This window comes from Halorientalis regularis (assembly GCF_023698535.1).
Lineage (GTDB): Archaea > Halobacteriota > Halobacteria > Halobacteriales > Haloarculaceae > Halorientalis > Halorientalis regularis.
This window is the reverse complement of sequence record NZ_JALJCL010000006.1, coordinates 153,931-168,854: the sequence shown is the minus strand read 5'-3', so window position 1 is coordinate 168,854 and position 14,924 is coordinate 153,931. Positions and strand designations below refer to the sequence as shown.

The window sequence follows — 14,924 nt, the reverse complement described above, 5'->3', positions numbered from 1 at the left end:
CGGATGGCCCGAGACGAGTTTCAGCGCGAACTCGATGCGCTCCGGGACGACGTCGTCCGGCTCGGCGATGTGGTATCGACTCGGCTTCGGAAAGCCATCACTGCCCTCGACAGCCACGACGTGTCCGTCGCCGCCCGGATCGCCGACGCAGACTCCGAGATCAACGAGCGGTATCTCGACCTCGAACAGGACTGTATCGACCTCTTCGCGCTCCAGCAGCCGGTTGCGGGCGACCTCCGATTCGTCGCGGCCTCGTTCAAGATTCTCACCGACCTCGAACGGATCGCCGATCTCGCCGCGAACCTCGCGGCGTACGTCGTCGCTGCCGAGGACGAGACGTTCCCCGATCTCGGCCTCATCGATCTCGGTACGACCGCCGTCGGCATGCTCGACGACGCGCTGACCGCCTACGAGAAAGGCGATTCGACACGATGTCGGGCGATAGCTGACAGTGACGACGATCTCGACGGCCGCTGTGAGCGGGTCGCTCAGCAAGTGATCCGTCACCTGGTCGAGCGCGACCCCGATGCCGACGAATTGGAACCGCTGCTCACCGATGTCACCCGTGTCCTCCTGACGATCCGCGATATCGAACGCATCGGCGACCACGCCGTCAACATCGCCGCCCGCACGCTGTACATGGCCGAGAACGACGACGCCCTGATCTACTAGCTCCCACTTTTTACAACAGGGGGTGCGCTCTGCGCACCCCCTCTTCCAAAAACGTGGGGAAAACCGCTCGGCGCTCACTCCGTTCGCGTGGATGCTGCTCTCCGACCACGACCGGTGTTTCCGGCAACCTCCCGTGGCCAATCTGTCCTATTGTCGGCTATTGAGAGTATATAGACCGAACGAAAGGCACTTTTGTGCAGGCTGTCACGGGGGCAACATGCCACGGAAAGACTATCAGGAACAACTCGAAGAGCTGGAAGACGACGTGCTCTACATGAGCGAAGTCGTCCTCGAACGGTTCCGGATGGGACTCGATGCGCTGGAACGGAAAGACGAGGACCTCGCTCGCGAGGTCATCGAGGGCGACCACGAGGTCAACGAACTCTATCTCGATCTGGAACAGGACTGTATCGACCTGTTCGCCCTGCAACAGCCGGTCGCCGGCGACCTCAGATTCATCGCCGCCTCCTTCAAGATCATCACCGACCTCGAACGGATCGGCGACCTCGCCACGAACCTCGGGGAGTACGCGCTGGAGGCCGAACGCGACGTGTTCCCCGACGTGGACATCCAGTCCATCGGCGACGAGACGCTGGACATGGTCGAGGACGCTATGGCCGCCTACGCCGCACAGGATCCCGAGGACTGCTTCGAGATCGCCGAGCGCGACGACGACATCGACGCCCACTGCGAGGCCGCCTCCGAGACCGTCGTCCGCGACCTCATCGAGACCGAACTCGACGAACGCGAGGGCATCGACGAGGACGACATCGAGACGTTCATGACCGAGGTCTCGCGACTCCTGCTGACCATCCGGGACCTCGAACGCGTCGGCGACCACGCCGTCAACATCGCCGCCCGCACGCTGTACATGGTCGAGAACGACGACGACCTGATCTACTAACCCCCACTTTTTACAGCGGGGGGATTCGCCTCCGGCGAACCCCCCGCTCCAAAAACTTGGGGAAAAACTCTCTCGACGCTCGGCTTCGCCTCGCGTCGAGTGAACCGCCGCGCGAAGCGCGGCGGATGCCTGCCTGCCCCGCTCCGTACCTCACCGCACCGCCCCGCCGACCGCACTCCCCGTTCAGTACCAGACCGTCCCGGCGTCGACGTTCACGTCCTGCGCCGTCACGTTGCGGGCGTCTTCGCTCGCGAGATAGACCACCGTCCGCGCCACGTCCTCGGGTTCGGTGAGTCGCCCCAGGGCGGTGTCGTCGGTGAAGACCTCGCGTTTGGCCTCCTCGTAGGAGAGGTCCCGCTGGTCGGCCTGGGCCTCGATTACGTCGTCGATTCGCGGGCCGCGGGTCGCGCCCGGACAGACCGCGTTCACGGTCACGTCGTCCTCGCCCAGCTCGAAGGCCAGCGTCCGCGTGAGCCCGATGACGGCCATCTTCGAGGCCGCATAGGGCGTCCGGTTCTCCAGCGGTCGCTTGCCGCTGATCGACGAGATGGTGACCACGCTCCCGCGGTCGCTCGCCCGGAGGTGCGGGGCTGCGTGCTTGACACACCGGAACGCGCCGGTGACGTTGACGTCCATCGTCCGCTCGAACCCCTCGACGTCGACCTCCTCGACCGGCGCGGTCGGCCCGGCGATCCCCGCGTTGTTCACCAGACAGTCGAGCCCGCCGAACTCGTCGACGGTCGCCTCGATCGCCGCGGCGACCGACTCCTCGTCGGTCACGTCCGTCTCGACCGGGAGGGTCCGCTCGTCGTCGCCGATCTCGGCGGCCGTCTCGTGGATGCCGTCGCTCCGCGCGGCCAGCGCCACGTTCGCCCCCTCGTCGGCGAGTTCGACCGCGATAGTCCGGCCGATGCCCTGGCTCGCGCCGGTGACGAACGCCGTCGTCCCCGACAGCATCACTCGCCCTCCGAGAGATCGACCCCGCCACTGGACTCCAGTTCGAGGTCCCGGGCCAGCTGTCGGCCGTCGTCGGACGTGATCCGCTTCTCCGCGGAGATCTGATGGGCGTGGGTCCCCTCCAGTTCGCAGATCTTGGCCGCCCACGGCGCGATGGCGTCCGCCCCCTCGGCGGTGAGTTCCTGATGGGTCAGCACCTTCAGGTACGTCGTGACGTTGATCCCGCCGCTGTACCGCGAGACCTCCAGCGTCGGGAGCGTGTGGTTGGTCCCGACCGCCTTGTCGCCGAACACGACCGGGGCGTGGTGCCCCAGGAACAGCGACCCGTAGTTGCGGAGGTCGTCCACGAGGTCCCGAGGGTCGTCGGTCATGACCTGGAGGTGTTCGGGTGCCCAGTCGTTCGCGACCGCGGCGGCCTCCTCGCGGTCGTCCACGACGACCACCTCGCCGTTGTCTTCCCAGGACTCCTCGGCGATGTCCTCGGTCCGTAGGCTCGGCAACTGTTCGTGAAGCTCCTCGACGGCGGCCTCGGCGATCCCGCGGTCGGTGGCGACCAGCGCCGCTCGCGAGCGCGGGTCGTGTTCGGCCTGGGCCAGCAGGTCGGTCGCCACCATCTCGGGGTCGGCGCTCTCGTCGGCGACGATCAGTACCTCCGTCGGGCCGGCGAGGAAGTCGATGCCGACGTGCCCGTACACCTGCCGCTTCGCCTCGATGACGTAGACGTTGCCCGGCCCGGTCACCTTGTCGACGCTCGGGATCGTCTCGGTCCCGTAGGCCATCGCGGCGATGGCCTGCGCGCCGCCGGCGACGTAGATCTCGTCGGCCCCAGCCCGATCCATGGCGTACAGCTGTGCGGGCTGGACCGACCCGTCGCTCTGCGGGGGTGCACAGGCGACGACCTCGCCGACGCCCGCGATGACCGCCGGGACGATGGTCATGGCCGGGGCGGCCACCAGCGGCTTCCGCCCGCCGGGGACGTACACGCCCGCGCGCTCGATCGGCACCAGCCGCGTCCCGAGGATCACGCCGTCGGCGACCTCCCGCTCGAACCCGTCCAGGTTCGACCGCTGTTCCTCGTGGAACTCCTGGACGTTCTCGATGGTGTTGTCGATCGTGCGCCGCTCGGCCTCGCTGAGCTCCCCGGCGGCCGCGTCGATTTCCGCCTCGCTGACCCGCAACTCCTCGCGCTCGACGTCGTCGAACGTCCGTGTGAGCTCCCGCAGACCCTCGTCGCCGTCCTCGCGGACGGAGTCGACGATGTCCCGCACCGATTCGGTCACGTCACGCGGGATCTCGAGCGACGCGTCGCCGGCCTCCTTGAGGTACTCTCTCGACATGGGACCAACCGTCACACGCACGCTACAAAAGGCTACTCCGCACAGCGGCGGCCGCGCGGGGTCGAGACCGTGACCGGTCCGATCGGCGACGGGTCACTCGGAACCTACGGCACGTCCTCGACCGATTGCAGTCCCTCGCCGGTGATCTTGAACTGCACCGAATCGCCCGCGGGCTTGGCCTGATGTTTCTCCAGCGTCGCCCGTCGGTTTCCACCGCGGAACCGCTCCAGTCGGAGGACCACACCCGACCAGTGCGTGAGGGTGTGCCCGCCCAGCGGCCGCGCGCGGTCGCTGTCCGGGTCGGTGAACACCTGATTGGTGATGACGACCGCCAGGTCGTGCTTGCGGGCCAGCGAGAGCAGGTGTGTCACCTGGTGGGCCACGGTCCGGAGGGCGTCGCCGGCCTCCTCGTCCTCGGTCCGGCGGATACGGTAGAAGCCGGTCGCCGAGTCGAGGACGATCAGCTCCACCTGCTCGGCGAACTCCTCGGCGTCCCGGACGGCCTCGCCCTGCTGGTCGAAGTCCAGCACGTCCGAGACGATGATCCGGGCGGCCAGATCGTCCACGTCGTCCGTGCGGGCGCTGGCGAGCTGTTCGAGCCGGTCGACTGAGATCCCCTCGGTGTCGATAAAGAGGGCCGACTCACCGCGGGCCGCGGTCTCGACGGCCGCGCTCAGTGCGAGGTTCGTCTTGCCGGCGGCTGGCGGCCCGTACAGTTGCGTGACGACGCCGCGCTCGAAGCCGTCACCCAGCAACTCGTCGACGGCCCCGCAGCCGGTCGGGATCGGCTCGCTCACGTGCCGAGGTTGGGCGTCACCCCCCAAAAACACTCCCACTCGCGGCTCACGCCCGCGGGAGGTGATCGTCGAGCGCGTCGATCAACGCGTCCGGGTCGTCGATCTCCTCGCGCCAGCAGCGGAAGGCGGGTCGCCACCACGACTCGCGGTACAGAACGACCGCGTCCTCGCTCACGGAAACCGACGCGAAGCCGTCCCACTCGTAGAGCCGGCGGTGGACGTAGTTGCTCCGTTCGATTCCGGCCGGGGCGAGTCGGTAGGCTCGGGGCTGTCCCCAGCCGAGACCGGCGCCGCCCGGAACGAACGCCAGCGCGCCGATCCACTCGTACGCGCCGAGGCCGACGAACTCGCCGCCGAACAGGAGCGCCGCACCGGCCAGATAGAGGGTCACGGCACCGATCTGGATTCGCATCCGGCGCGGCTGGGGCCAGCCGGCCTTCCACTCCGCGCGCACGCTCTCGTCCTCGACGACTGCTCTCGCGTATCGGGTCCGGGACATCGCGACGAGGGCCATCCCCGTGGCGATTCCGACGCCCGACAGGACGATTCCGGCGGCCACGACGCCATCGGTTCCCGGGGCGTCGACGCTGGCCGCGGCGACGCCGTACCCGACCATCCCGAGGACCGGCAGGACGGCGAGCCCGCGGGCGACGCGGGACGCACCGATCCGTTCGACGACGCCACGCACTCGACCGACCGCCACCGTGCCTGCGGTCGTGATGGCGGTCAGCACTGCGAGCAGGGCGATGTACAGCGCACCCGCACCGAGCGGGTACGCGACCGCAGCGGCGAACACGACGGCGGGCGAGAGCAGCAGGGCGGCGTACAGCCCCGCGACGAGGGCGAAGACCGTGTCCGGCCGGTCCGGAGACTGGGGGGCGGGCTGGTGGACCCTCTCGTGCATGTCCGTTCGTTCGACTGACACGGGCAAATCCTTTGGGGGTTCCGGCGGGCTACGCGGCCGACAGGTTGTCGGCGACGACCTCGCGCACCCGATCCGGCTCCGCCACGTCGGACAGCGAGAACCGGACTGCGGGCCAGGGGCCCGACCGGTAGAGGGTCATCGCCTCGTCGCTGGCCTCGTACCCCGCGAACTCCTCCCAGTCGTAGGTGCGAGTTCGGAGCCGGCCGCTGCGCCGGACGCCCGCTTCGGAGAGGCGGTAGCTGTCGCGGTGACCGACGAGCCAGCTGAGCAGGAGCCACACGCCGCCGACGAAGATGAGGTTCGTGAGGCCCGGCACGTCGACGACGAACGGGCCGAGCGTTCCCACGACCGTCGCCAGCAGGGCCGGGATTCCGGTCAGGATCGTCACCCGCCGGCGCAGGGCGTCGGGCGGCCCGGCCTCGAACTCGACGCTCATGGCGGGGAATTCGGACCTCGCCCCAAAGCGGTTGCGGTTGGGTGGGACTAAGACGCCGGCGTGCCAAATCGAGGTGTGATCGTCGTCGCCACCGCGGACTTCGAGGTGTACCACGGCGTGGTCAACGAGCTCCGCGACCGTGGCGTCCCCTTCACCACCGTCGAACCCGACGAGGACCTCCCCGACCGCGCGTCGGTCGTCGTCACCGGCCCGGACGGCGATCCCGACGTGTCCGTGCCCGTGGTCACCGCCGATCCCGACGACCCGCGCCGGGCCGTCGAGGACGTGCTGACCGTCCTGCGGGGCGGCGACGGCCGCACCGTGATCGGGATCGACCCCGGCGACCGGCCCGGCATCGCGGTCACGGTCGGCGGCTCGGTGGTCGCGGCCTTCCACGTCCCGGCCGCCCAGACCGCGGACGTGGTGGCCGACGAGTGCGAGGACGCCGCTGATCCGTTGATCCGCATCGGCGACGGCGCACGGACGACCGGCGCGCGGATCATCGACGACCTGCCGGACGTGCCGGTCGAACTCGTCGACGAGACCGGGACGACGCCGTATCTGGGCACCGGCGCGCGCGGGATGGGCGACGTACTCGCGGCGGTCAACATCGCCCGGATCGAGGGCGAGGAAGTCGAGTCACGCGATATCGAACCCACCGCCGGCGAACTCAAGCGGATCAAAGAATGGTCCCGCGAACAGTCAGCGACCAATCGGGCAATCGACGAGGACCTGGCCCGCCGGGTCGCGGTGGGAGAGTTGACCATCGCGGAGGCGCTGGCCGAACACCGCGGCGACGACAACCGAGACGGAACTGGACGGAACGACGGCGACGCCTAGTCCTCTCCGCCACCCTCGTCCCGGACGGCCTCCTCCGCGCGCCGCATCACGTCCCGGACCGGCAGGTCCGTCTCGCGGGCGACCGCCAGCGAGTCGTCGTACTCGGCGCTCACGTCGTACACGGTCCCCTCGGCGTCGCTGGCGACTTTGACGGCCACCTCGTATGTCTCGCCCGCAACCGTCACCGTCGTCGTCGTCACGTCCCGTGCGGCCACCCACCGGTGACCCGCGCCGTGTTCCCGAACGCCGAGCGTCCCGGTCTCCTCGGCCAGTCGCCGGGCGACCCGATCCGCGTCCTCGGGCTTGACGATCACCTTCACCAGGTGGCCCGGCCGCGATTTCTTCATCGTGAGCGGGACGATGGACACGTCACGCGCGCCGGCGTCGGCGAGGCGGTCCTGCAGGCCGCCCAGCACTTCGGGGGGCGCGTCGTCGAGGTTCGTCTCCAGCACGGTGATCTCGTCGCGCTGGAGGCCGCCACCGCCGTCCCCCACCACGGCCCGCAACACGTTCGGGTGGTCGTCGAAATCGTAGCCGCCGGCCCCGTACCCGGAGGCGTCGACGCGGAGCGAGGGGAGGCGGTCGACGCCCTCGGCGACGTGCGTGAGGATGGCCGCGCCGGTCGGGGTCAGGAGTTCGGCGTCGACCGGGCCGCCACGGAGTGCCCAGTCGGCGCGCTCGGCGATCTCGACGACGGCGGGCGTCGGAACTGGGTAGGTCCCGTGGCTCATCGCAACCTCGCCGCCGCCGGTCGACAGCGGCGTCGTCACGACCCGGTCCACGCCGAGGTCGTCGAGCAACAGGCAGGCCCCGACCACGTCCGCGATGGCGTCGTCCGCGCCGACCTCGTGGAAGTGCGTCTCGTCGAGGCCCGTGCCGTGGACGGCGGCCTCGGCCTCCCCGAGGACCTCGAAGATCGACCGCGCGTCGGCCGCGACGCGGGCGGGCAGGTCCAGTCCGTCGACGATCTCGACGACCTCCGCGTACGTGCGGTGGGGTCCGTGGCCCTCGGCGGGTGTGTGGTCGTCGTGCGCGTGAGCGTGTTCGTCGCTTCCGTCGTCGTCCTCGCCGTGGCCGTGTTCGGGGTCCGGCGAGTGGTCGTGGGTGCCGTCGCCGGTGTGGTCGTGGTGATCGTGGTCGTGGTGGGCGTGAGCGCCGTCGGTCTCGTCGTCGGCCAGCAACACGTCGACCGCGGTCGCGCTGATCCCGGTCTTCTCGACGGTCCGGACCGCGTAGGTCACGTCGAGGCTCGCGGCGTCCTCGACGGGCGCGAGGGCGTCGCGGTCGGCACCGGCCGCGAGCAGTGCCCCCAGCAGCATGTCGCCGCTGGCCCCCATCCGGCCGTCGAACGCGAGTGTTCGCATACCCGTGCAACTGTCGCGGTCCGGGAAAACCGTTCGGTCCCGCAGTCGCTGACGGGGTTGGCCAGGCTCCGGTATCCAACCCCTCGTAGGTACCCATCAATATGGGGGGTCACTCTTAGGCCTCCCAGAACCGGAGGGGTAATCGTCATGTCGCCGCTGATCCCGACCGATCCGACGCTGTTGGTCCCCTCGCTCGACCGGCCCGAGGCCACCTTGCCGGCCGTGTTGCTCGGGTACGTCCTGCTGACGCTCCTGTTGCTCGCCCGTGGGGTGAAGCGCAGTTGGCTGCGCGGTCGAGACCCGGACGGGCAAGCGGACCACGACGACGAGTCCGACGCCGACGCGAACCCCGACCCCGACGAACCGCTCACCGAGAGCCCGGACGAGGCGTCCCCGTAGCGTTGCAGACGCGGGTGAGGGTCGACCCGGTAAGAAAGATCGGCAACGTGACCGTCGGGACTGGATGGCCTGCTCCCCATCGATCCAGTACTGTTCCTTCCCTCCCAGCCGGGCGGCCCTGACTTCCCGCCACTCATCGCGCTCGCGCTCGGTCTCGTGCTCGGCCACCTGTTCGGGCGCACCGACTGGCCCCGGTGGCGCGAGTCGCTTCCCGGAGCGGAACCGTAACCACGTAGACCCGGGCGCACCAAGGCCCGTCGATGACGGACTCGTCGGGCACGCGTGTGACGCTGTGGATCGTCGTCGCCGCGGCCACGCTGACCGTGATGGCCGGCGCAATTTTGGGCCCGGTCGTCCCGGCGATTCAGGACGGACTGGGCGTCTCCGAGTCGGCGGCCGGGCTCATCATCACGACCCACGGTGCGTTGATCGTCCTCGCGAGTCCCGTCGCGGGGTCGATCATCGACCGGGTGGGGCCGCGCCGGCCGTTCGTCGCCGGGCTCCTGCTGTACGCCGCCGGCGGGAGCGCGGGGCTGGTGATCGACGCGTTCGGCCCGCTCCTGCTCTCCCGGGCGGTGCTGGGCGTCGGCACCGCGTTCGTCTATACCGGGATTACCGTGTTGATCTACGAGCGCTTCGAGGGCCAGCGGATGGATCGAGCGCTGGGCCTGCGAAGCGGGGCCAACAGCGCCGGCGCGGCCGTCTGGCCGCTGGTCGGTGGCGCGCTGGGCACCCTCTCCTGGCAACTCCCCTTCGGCGTCTACCTGATCGCGCTGCCGCTCGGCCTGCTGGCGGTGGCGCTGATACCCGAATCCGGTCGCGCTGCGGCGGCCGCGGATGGGAGCGGTGACGGGGGATCCGACCCGGAGAGTGGGGGCACACCTGCGGCCGGAGTAGCCGGTGTCCTCGCGGTCGTCCGGCGGCGGCCCGCACTGCTTGCGGTGTACCTGCTCTACTTCGGGGCGAACGCGCTCCTGTACAGCATCGTGGTCTTCTATCCCCAGTTGCTCGCGGGTGTCGGCACGACCTCCTCGCTGTCGATCAGTCTGTACCTGGCGGCCAACGGTGCGGCCGGCGGCGTCTCGGCCGCGCTGTACGACCGGCTCGCACAGCGGGTTCGCCGGCACGTGCTCGTGATAGCGGCCTTCGCCCTGTGGCTCGGCGCGTTCGCGACTGCGACGGTCGCCGACTCGCCGCTCGCGGCTGTCCCGCCCGTCGTCGGCTTCGGTTTCGGACTGGGACTGGTCTTTCCCTCGGCGTTCGCCTGGATCGAGGCGCTCGCGCCCGTCGACCGGCAGGGGCAGTTCAGTTCCTACCTCGCCTCCGCGGGCTACGTCGGGCAGTTCCTCTCGCCCGTCCTGTTCGGCCCGCTGATCCCGTTGTTCGGCGTGCGCGGCGTGTTCGGGGCCGCCGCCGTCGCCGCCGGCGGTGGCGTGCTGTCGCTGGGCGCGGCACTGACTCGCCGGCGGCTCAGGCGAACGCCACACCGGTGAACTCGAAGCGCGCGCCGCCCGCGTCGCTCTCCGCGACCGAGACCGACCAGTCGTGGGCCTCTGCGATCTCCTCGACGATGGAGAGGCCGAAGCCGGTCCCGTCCTCGGCCGTCGAGAACCCTGACTCGAAGACCGCGTCGCGCTCGTCCTCGGGGATGCCGGGGCCGTCGTCTTCGACGAAAAAGCCCCCGGGCACGTCGCCCACGGTGACGGTCACGTCCGGGCCAGCGTGTTCGATTGCGTTGCGATAGAGGTTCTCCAGCAGGCGTTTGAGTCGTCCCTCGTCGGCGAGGACGGTTCGATTCGTCTCGACGCGGACGGACGCAGTTTCGTCGACGGCGTCCCGGCACGCCTCGGCGGCCGCTCGCAGGTCGACCGCCCCGACATCGGTCGCTCGCTCGCCGGTGCGGGCGAGCGTCAGCAGGTCGTCGATGAGCGTCGCCATGCGTTCGTGGCTCTGGGCGACCTGTTCGAGGTGGTCACTGTCACACTCCCGCTCTGCGAGCTCCAGGCGGTTCTGGGCGACGTTCAGGGGGTTCCGGAGGTCGTGGGAGACGACGCCGACGAACCGTTCGAGCCGTTCGTTCTGTCGCTGCAGTTCGCGCTCGCGTCGCTTGCGTTCCGTAATGTCCCGCAGGACGCCGACGGTGCCGCGGAACTCGCCGTCCTCCATCGGGCGCAGGGCGATGTGGTTCTCGTTGGGGATGCGCTCGCCGTCGCGGGTGATCGTCTCCATCTCGAAGGACACCTTCCGGCGCTCGTCGTCCTCGATCAGTTTCTGAATCTTTCGCTGGCCGGTCGCGATGTCGTCCTCGTCCATGATGGCCGAGACGTGTTCGCCGACCAGCTCCGCCGGTTCGTACCCGGTCGTCGTCTCCTCGGCGTCGGTCGGTGGGATGATCGTGACGAGGTGCCCCTCGGCGTCCAGGGCGTAGACCTCGTCGGGAATCGTCCGGACGATCGTCTCGTACCGTTCGAGTTCGCGCTCGCGTTCCTTGCGGTCTGAGATGTCCCGGACGACGCCGACGGTGCCGCGGAACTCGCCGTCCTCCGTCGGCCGGAGCGTGAGGTTCGCCTCGATGGGTACCGTCTCCCCGGCGGCGGTCCGGAGGTCGGCCTCGACGCTCTCCACGGTCACCTCGTCCTCCGAGAGGAGTGTCCTGATGGCGTCCTCGAACGCCTCGATGTCCTCGGCGGAAAAAAACTTCGAGGGGTCGCTCTCCCGCCACGTCTGGCGGTCGTACCCGGACAGTTCCGTCATGTAGTCGTTGACGTGGAGGTACGTGACCGTCTCGTCGAGTTCGTAGACGCCGTCGCCCATGGTCTCGACGATCCGCCGGTAGCGGCCCAGCTCGCGTTCGCGCTGCTTGCGTTCCGTGATATCCCGCGTGAACCCTACGATCCGTGCCACCGTCCCGTCATCGACGATCGGCTCGGCCTGCACCCACGCCCACCGGCCGTACCCCTCGGACTCGTTGACGCGGAACTCGATGTCGACGGATTCGCCGGTAGAGAGGCGCTCGACTGCCTCCCGGACGAACTCGCGGTCCTCGGGGTGGACGGCGTCGAGGAAGGCCCGCGGGTTCTCCCGGAGTCGCTCTACTGACTGGCCCCAGATATCCTCGTAGGCGGAGTTGACGAACTCGAGTTCCGACCAGTCGCCCGAGTACATCCACAGGGCGTCGTTCGAGTTCTCGGCGAGTTCCCGGAGCCGGTCCTCGGCGCGCTCGACGGCGCGGGCGGGGCGGTACTGTTCGACCGCGTTCCCGATCCGGTCGGCGAGCAGTTCGTACTGTTCGGTGCCGGTCCCTTTCTGCAGGTAGTCGGAGACGCCAGCCGAGATCGCTTCGCTCGCGATCTCCTCGCTGCCGTTCCCGGTAAAGAGAATGAAGGGGAGGTCGGGGTACGTCTCGCGGACGGCCTCCAGCAGTTCCAGCCCGTCGGTTCCCGGCATGTCGTAGTCGCTGACGATACAGTCGACGGCGCGGTCGTCCAGATACGAGAGGGCGCTATCTGCGTCTTCGACGGCCTCGGCCGTGATACGCTCGTCTGCCTGTTCGAGGAAGTCGACGGCCACGGCCGCGAGCTCGGGGTCGTCGTCGACCTGTAATACCCGGATCGACGACGCGGTGTCGGCCATACCCACACAGAATCACAAAAACCGAAAGTATCTTTGGATCGTATCCGTGGTGTTCGTATTCCGGTCAGCGTCAACCAGGCTTCCGGGCGTCATCCCACCGCTGAAGCGCGTGGGTGGGCTTTCGCCCTGCTGCCGCTGTAACCGAGCGGCAACGAACCGGCGAGTGGACCACCGGTAGCAAAAAGCATATCTCCCGGCGTACCCGAGTGTGTTACATCCCCACAGAGTATGAATGAAGTTCAACTAGAGGTGGCGAAGGCGTACCCGAACGACTCGGGCCGCGGCATCGCCCGCCTCGATCCCGATACGTTGTTGCATCTCAAGCTCTCTCCGGGCGACATCATCGAGATCGAAGGGAGCGACACCACCGCCGCGAAGGTGTGGCGCGCGGACCGACAGGACTGGAACACCGACACCGTCCGCATCGACGGGTTTACGCGCCAGAACGCCGACGTGGGCATCGGTGAACGCGTCACCATCCGCAAGGCAGAGGCACAGAAGGCCGACGAACTCGTGCTGGCACCGCCCGAGGAGGCATCGGTGCAGTTTGGCTCCGACGCCGCCGGCATGGTCAAACGGCAGATCCTCAAGCGGCCGGTCGTCGAGCGTGACATCGTGCCCGTGATGAGCAGCACGAACCACCCGTTCATGCGCTCCCCGGGCCAGGCCATCCCGCTGATCGCCGTCGAGACCGATCCCGAGGACGTCGTCCTCATTACGGAGGATACCGACGTGGAACTCCGCGAGGAGCCCATCAGCGGCTTCGAGAAGACCGGTGGCGGTATCACCTACGAGGACATCGGCGGCCTGCAAAAAGAGATCCAGCGGGTCCGGGAGATGGTCGAACTCCCGATGAAACATCCTCAGATCTTCAAGAAACTGGGGATAGAGCCCCCGCAGGGCGTCTTGCTCCACGGCCCGCCCGGGACCGGGAAGACCTTGCTCGCGAAGGCGGTAGCAAACGAGACCTCAGCGAGTTTCTTCTCCATCGCCGGCCCGGAGATCATCTCGAAGTACTACGGCGAGTCCGAACAACAGTTACGTGAGATCTTCGAGGACGCCAGCGAGGAGGCCCCGTCGATCATCTTCATCGACGAACTCGACTCCATCGCGCCCAAGCGCGAGGACGTGACCGGCGAGGTCGAACGCCGGGTCGTCGCCCAGTTGCTGACGATGATGGACGGCCTCGAAAGCAGGGGCCAGGTCATCGTCATCGCGGCGACGAACCGTGTCGATTCGGTCGACCCTGCGCTCAGGCGGCCGGGCCGGTTCGACCGCGAGATCGAGATCGGCGTCCCCGACGAGGTGGGTCGCGAGGAGATCCTCCAGATCCACACTCGTGGGATGCCCCTCTCCGACGACGTGAACCTCTCGAAACTCGCCGAGGAGACCCACGGGTTCGTCGGTGCGGACATCGAGAGCCTCACCAAGGAGTCCGCGATGAAAGCCCTGCGGCGGTACCTCCCCGAGATAGACCTCGACGAGGAGGACATCCCGCCGAGCCTGATCGACCGGATGATCATCAAGCGCGACGACTTCCAGGGCGCACTGAACGAGGTCTCGCCCTCGGCGATGCGGGAAGTCCTCGTCGAACTCCCCAAGATCAACTGGGACCACGTGGGTGGCCTGCAGGACGCCAAAGAGCAGGTCCAGGAGTCCGTCGAGTGGCCGATGAACCAGCCCGAGAAGTTCGAGCGCATGGGCGTGACCCCGCCATCGGGCGTGTTGCTGTACGGCCCGCCCGGCACCGGGAAGACGCTGATGGCCAAGGCGGTGGCCAACGAGACCGACGCCAACTTCATCTCGGTCCGTGGGCCGCAACTGCTCAGCAAGTGGGTCGGCGAATCGGAGAAGGCGATCCGGCAGACCTTCCGGAAGGCCCGGCAGGTCGCGCCGACGATCATCTTCTTCGACGAGCTCGACTCGCTGGCGCCCGGCCGGGGTGGCGACGTCGGCTCGAACGTCTCCGAGCGCGTCGTCAACCAGCTCCTGACGGAACTCGACGGACTCGAAGAGATGGAGGACGTGATGGTCATCGGCGCGACCAACCGGCCGGACATGATCGACCCGGCACTGATCCGGTCGGGGCGGTTCGACCGACTCACCTACATCGGCGAGCCCGATGTGGAGGGGCGCGAGCAGATCCTCCACATCCACACGCAGGACACGCCGCTGTCGGCGGACGTGAGCCTGCGTGAACTCGCCGAAATCTCCGAGGGCTACGTCGGCTCCGACCTCGAAAGCATCTGCCGCGAGGCGGCCATCGAGGCTCTGCGCGAGGACGACGACGCCGAAGTCGTCGAGATGCGCCACTTCCGGCAGGCGATGGAGGGCGTGCGCCCGACCGTCGACGAGGATATCCGCGACTACTTCCAGCAGATGGAAGACGAGTTCAAAGGCGGTGCCGAAACCCAGCGCCGTGGTCGTGGCGGCGGCCGCATCGGCTTCCAGTAACGACTCGACGACCGACTCGTTTTTCGCGGTTCGACCACCGACCGTAGCGGAATCTCTCCGATCTCCCTCCCGGAGCGGCATCGCTCTCCTCGAACTGTCCCTCTCCGAACCTGCTACAGAATGAGATTGAAGAAATCCAGAGCTACGGATGAATATTGCTTGTCTAAGGGTATAATCTCGATATTACTCTCATTATACCAAACCTT

13 protein-coding genes are annotated in these 14,924 nt (G+C 68.2%); 6 read left to right on the top strand and 7 right to left on the bottom strand.

All coding sequences use genetic code 11. From position 1 onward, the window contains the following. The first annotated feature begins 3 nt into the window (after positions 1-3). A complete protein-coding gene (gene phoU / locus MU521_RS09645) occupies positions 4-672 on the top strand; it encodes a phosphate signaling complex protein PhoU (protein WP_092691804.1) in 669 nt (222 codons plus the stop codon). Between the two features lie 217 nt (positions 673-889). After that, entirely contained in the window at positions 890-1,576 is a 687-nt protein-coding gene (gene phoU, locus MU521_RS09640) for a phosphate signaling complex protein PhoU (RefSeq protein ID WP_092691801.1), read from the top strand. A gap of 183 nt (positions 1,577-1,759) precedes the next feature. On the opposite strand, the gene MU521_RS09635 is transcribed toward phoU (MU521_RS09640), so the two are convergent. The 5 genes from MU521_RS09635 to MU521_RS09615 form a co-directional block, all read right to left on the bottom strand. Beyond that, the gene (locus MU521_RS09635; RefSeq protein WP_092691799.1) at positions 1,760-2,533 is read right to left on the bottom strand and encodes an SDR family NAD(P)-dependent oxidoreductase; all 774 of its coding nucleotides are present in this window, start codon (positions 2,531-2,533) and stop codon (positions 1,760-1,762) included. Then, on the bottom strand, positions 2,533-3,870 hold the full coding sequence (hisD, locus tag MU521_RS09630; RefSeq protein ID WP_092691797.1) for a histidinol dehydrogenase: 1,338 nt from the start codon (positions 3,868-3,870) through the stop codon (positions 2,533-2,535). Before hisD ends, MU521_RS09635 begins: the two co-directional genes overlap by 1 nt. 104 nt (positions 3,871-3,974) lie before the next feature. Next, positions 3,975-4,694 carry a DNA repair and recombination protein RadB gene (gene radB / locus MU521_RS09625; protein WP_092692034.1) on the bottom strand — a complete coding sequence of 240 codons (720 nt, stop codon included), beginning with the start codon at positions 4,692-4,694 and terminating at the stop codon, positions 3,975-3,977. A gap of 19 nt (positions 4,695-4,713) precedes the next feature. Then, the gene (locus MU521_RS09620) at positions 4,714-5,571 is read right to left on the bottom strand and encodes a hypothetical protein (RefSeq protein ID WP_092691794.1); all 858 of its coding nucleotides are present in this window, start codon (positions 5,569-5,571) and stop codon (positions 4,714-4,716) included. Positions 5,572-5,620: 49 nt separating this feature from the next. Beyond that, complete coding sequence (locus MU521_RS09615) at positions 5,621-6,028, bottom strand: hypothetical protein (protein ID WP_092691792.1); 408 nt, start codon at positions 6,026-6,028, stop codon at positions 5,621-5,623. A 75-nt stretch (positions 6,029-6,103) separates the two neighbouring features. Between MU521_RS09615 and MU521_RS09610 the strand changes: the two genes are divergently transcribed. Continuing rightward, positions 6,104-6,868 carry a hypothetical protein gene (locus MU521_RS09610; RefSeq protein ID WP_092691790.1) on the top strand — a complete coding sequence of 255 codons (765 nt, stop codon included), beginning with the start codon at positions 6,104-6,106 and terminating at the stop codon, positions 6,866-6,868. Here MU521_RS09610 and larC read toward each other — a convergent pair. Continuing rightward, positions 6,865-8,232 (bottom strand): nickel pincer cofactor biosynthesis protein LarC, encoded by a 1,368-nt coding sequence (larC, locus tag MU521_RS09605; RefSeq protein ID WP_092691787.1) that lies wholly within the window; start codon positions 8,230-8,232, stop codon positions 6,865-6,867. The two genes, MU521_RS09610 and larC, sit on opposite strands and share 4 nt — an antisense overlap. A 147-nt stretch (positions 8,233-8,379) precedes the next feature. On the opposite strand from larC, the gene MU521_RS09600 reads away from it, so the two are divergent. Together MU521_RS09600 and MU521_RS09595 are read left to right on the top strand one after the other, a co-directional pair. Beyond that, on the top strand, positions 8,380-8,631 hold the full coding sequence (locus MU521_RS09600) for a hypothetical protein (protein ID WP_092691784.1): 252 nt from the start codon (positions 8,380-8,382) through the stop codon (positions 8,629-8,631). Between the two features lie 260 nt (positions 8,632-8,891). After that, entirely contained in the window at positions 8,892-10,124 is a 1,233-nt protein-coding gene (locus tag MU521_RS09595; protein WP_092691783.1) for an MFS transporter, read from the top strand. Here MU521_RS09595 and MU521_RS09590 read toward each other — a convergent pair. Beyond that, on the bottom strand, positions 10,102-12,264 hold the full coding sequence (locus MU521_RS09590) for a PAS domain S-box protein (protein ID WP_092691780.1): 2,163 nt from the start codon (positions 12,262-12,264) through the stop codon (positions 10,102-10,104). The two genes, MU521_RS09595 and MU521_RS09590, sit on opposite strands and share 23 nt — an antisense overlap. A gap of 228 nt (positions 12,265-12,492) precedes the next feature. Between MU521_RS09590 and MU521_RS09585 the strand changes: the two genes are divergently transcribed. Beyond that, positions 12,493-14,718 (top strand): CDC48 family AAA ATPase, encoded by a 2,226-nt coding sequence (locus tag MU521_RS09585; protein ID WP_092691778.1) that lies wholly within the window; start codon positions 12,493-12,495, stop codon positions 14,716-14,718. The last annotated feature ends 206 nt before the right edge of the window (positions 14,719-14,924 follow it).

Excerpts from the sequence above, each read along its gene's own strand:
- MU521_RS09600 (WP_092691784.1), top strand. The coding sequence starts at position 8,380 with ATGTCGCCGCTGATCCCGACCGATCCGACGCTGTTGGTCCCCTCGCTC.
- phoU (WP_092691804.1), top strand. The coding sequence starts at position 4 with ATGGCCCGAGACGAGTTTCAGCGCGAACTCGATGCGCTCCGGGACGAC.
- MU521_RS09620 (WP_092691794.1), bottom strand. The coding sequence starts at position 5,571 with ATGCACGAGAGGGTCCACCAGCCCGCCCCCCAGTCTCCGGACCGGCCG.
- MU521_RS09585 (WP_092691778.1), top strand. The coding sequence starts at position 12,493 with ATGAATGAAGTTCAACTAGAGGTGGCGAAGGCGTACCCGAACGACTCG.
- hisD (WP_092691797.1), bottom strand. The coding sequence starts at position 3,870 with ATGTCGAGAGAGTACCTCAAGGAGGCCGGCGACGCGTCGCTCGAGATC.
- MU521_RS09590 (WP_092691780.1), bottom strand. The coding sequence starts at position 12,264 with ATGGCCGACACCGCGTCGTCGATCCGGGTATTACAGGTCGACGACGAC.
- MU521_RS09595 (WP_092691783.1), top strand. The coding sequence starts at position 8,892 with ATGACGGACTCGTCGGGCACGCGTGTGACGCTGTGGATCGTCGTCGCC.
- MU521_RS09635 (WP_092691799.1), bottom strand. The coding sequence starts at position 2,533 with ATGCTGTCGGGGACGACGGCGTTCGTCACCGGCGCGAGCCAGGGCATC.
- MU521_RS09615 (WP_092691792.1), bottom strand. The coding sequence starts at position 6,028 with ATGAGCGTCGAGTTCGAGGCCGGGCCGCCCGACGCCCTGCGCCGGCGG.
- larC (WP_092691787.1), bottom strand. The coding sequence starts at position 8,232 with ATGCGAACACTCGCGTTCGACGGCCGGATGGGGGCCAGCGGCGACATG.
- phoU (WP_092691801.1), top strand. The coding sequence starts at position 890 with ATGCCACGGAAAGACTATCAGGAACAACTCGAAGAGCTGGAAGACGAC.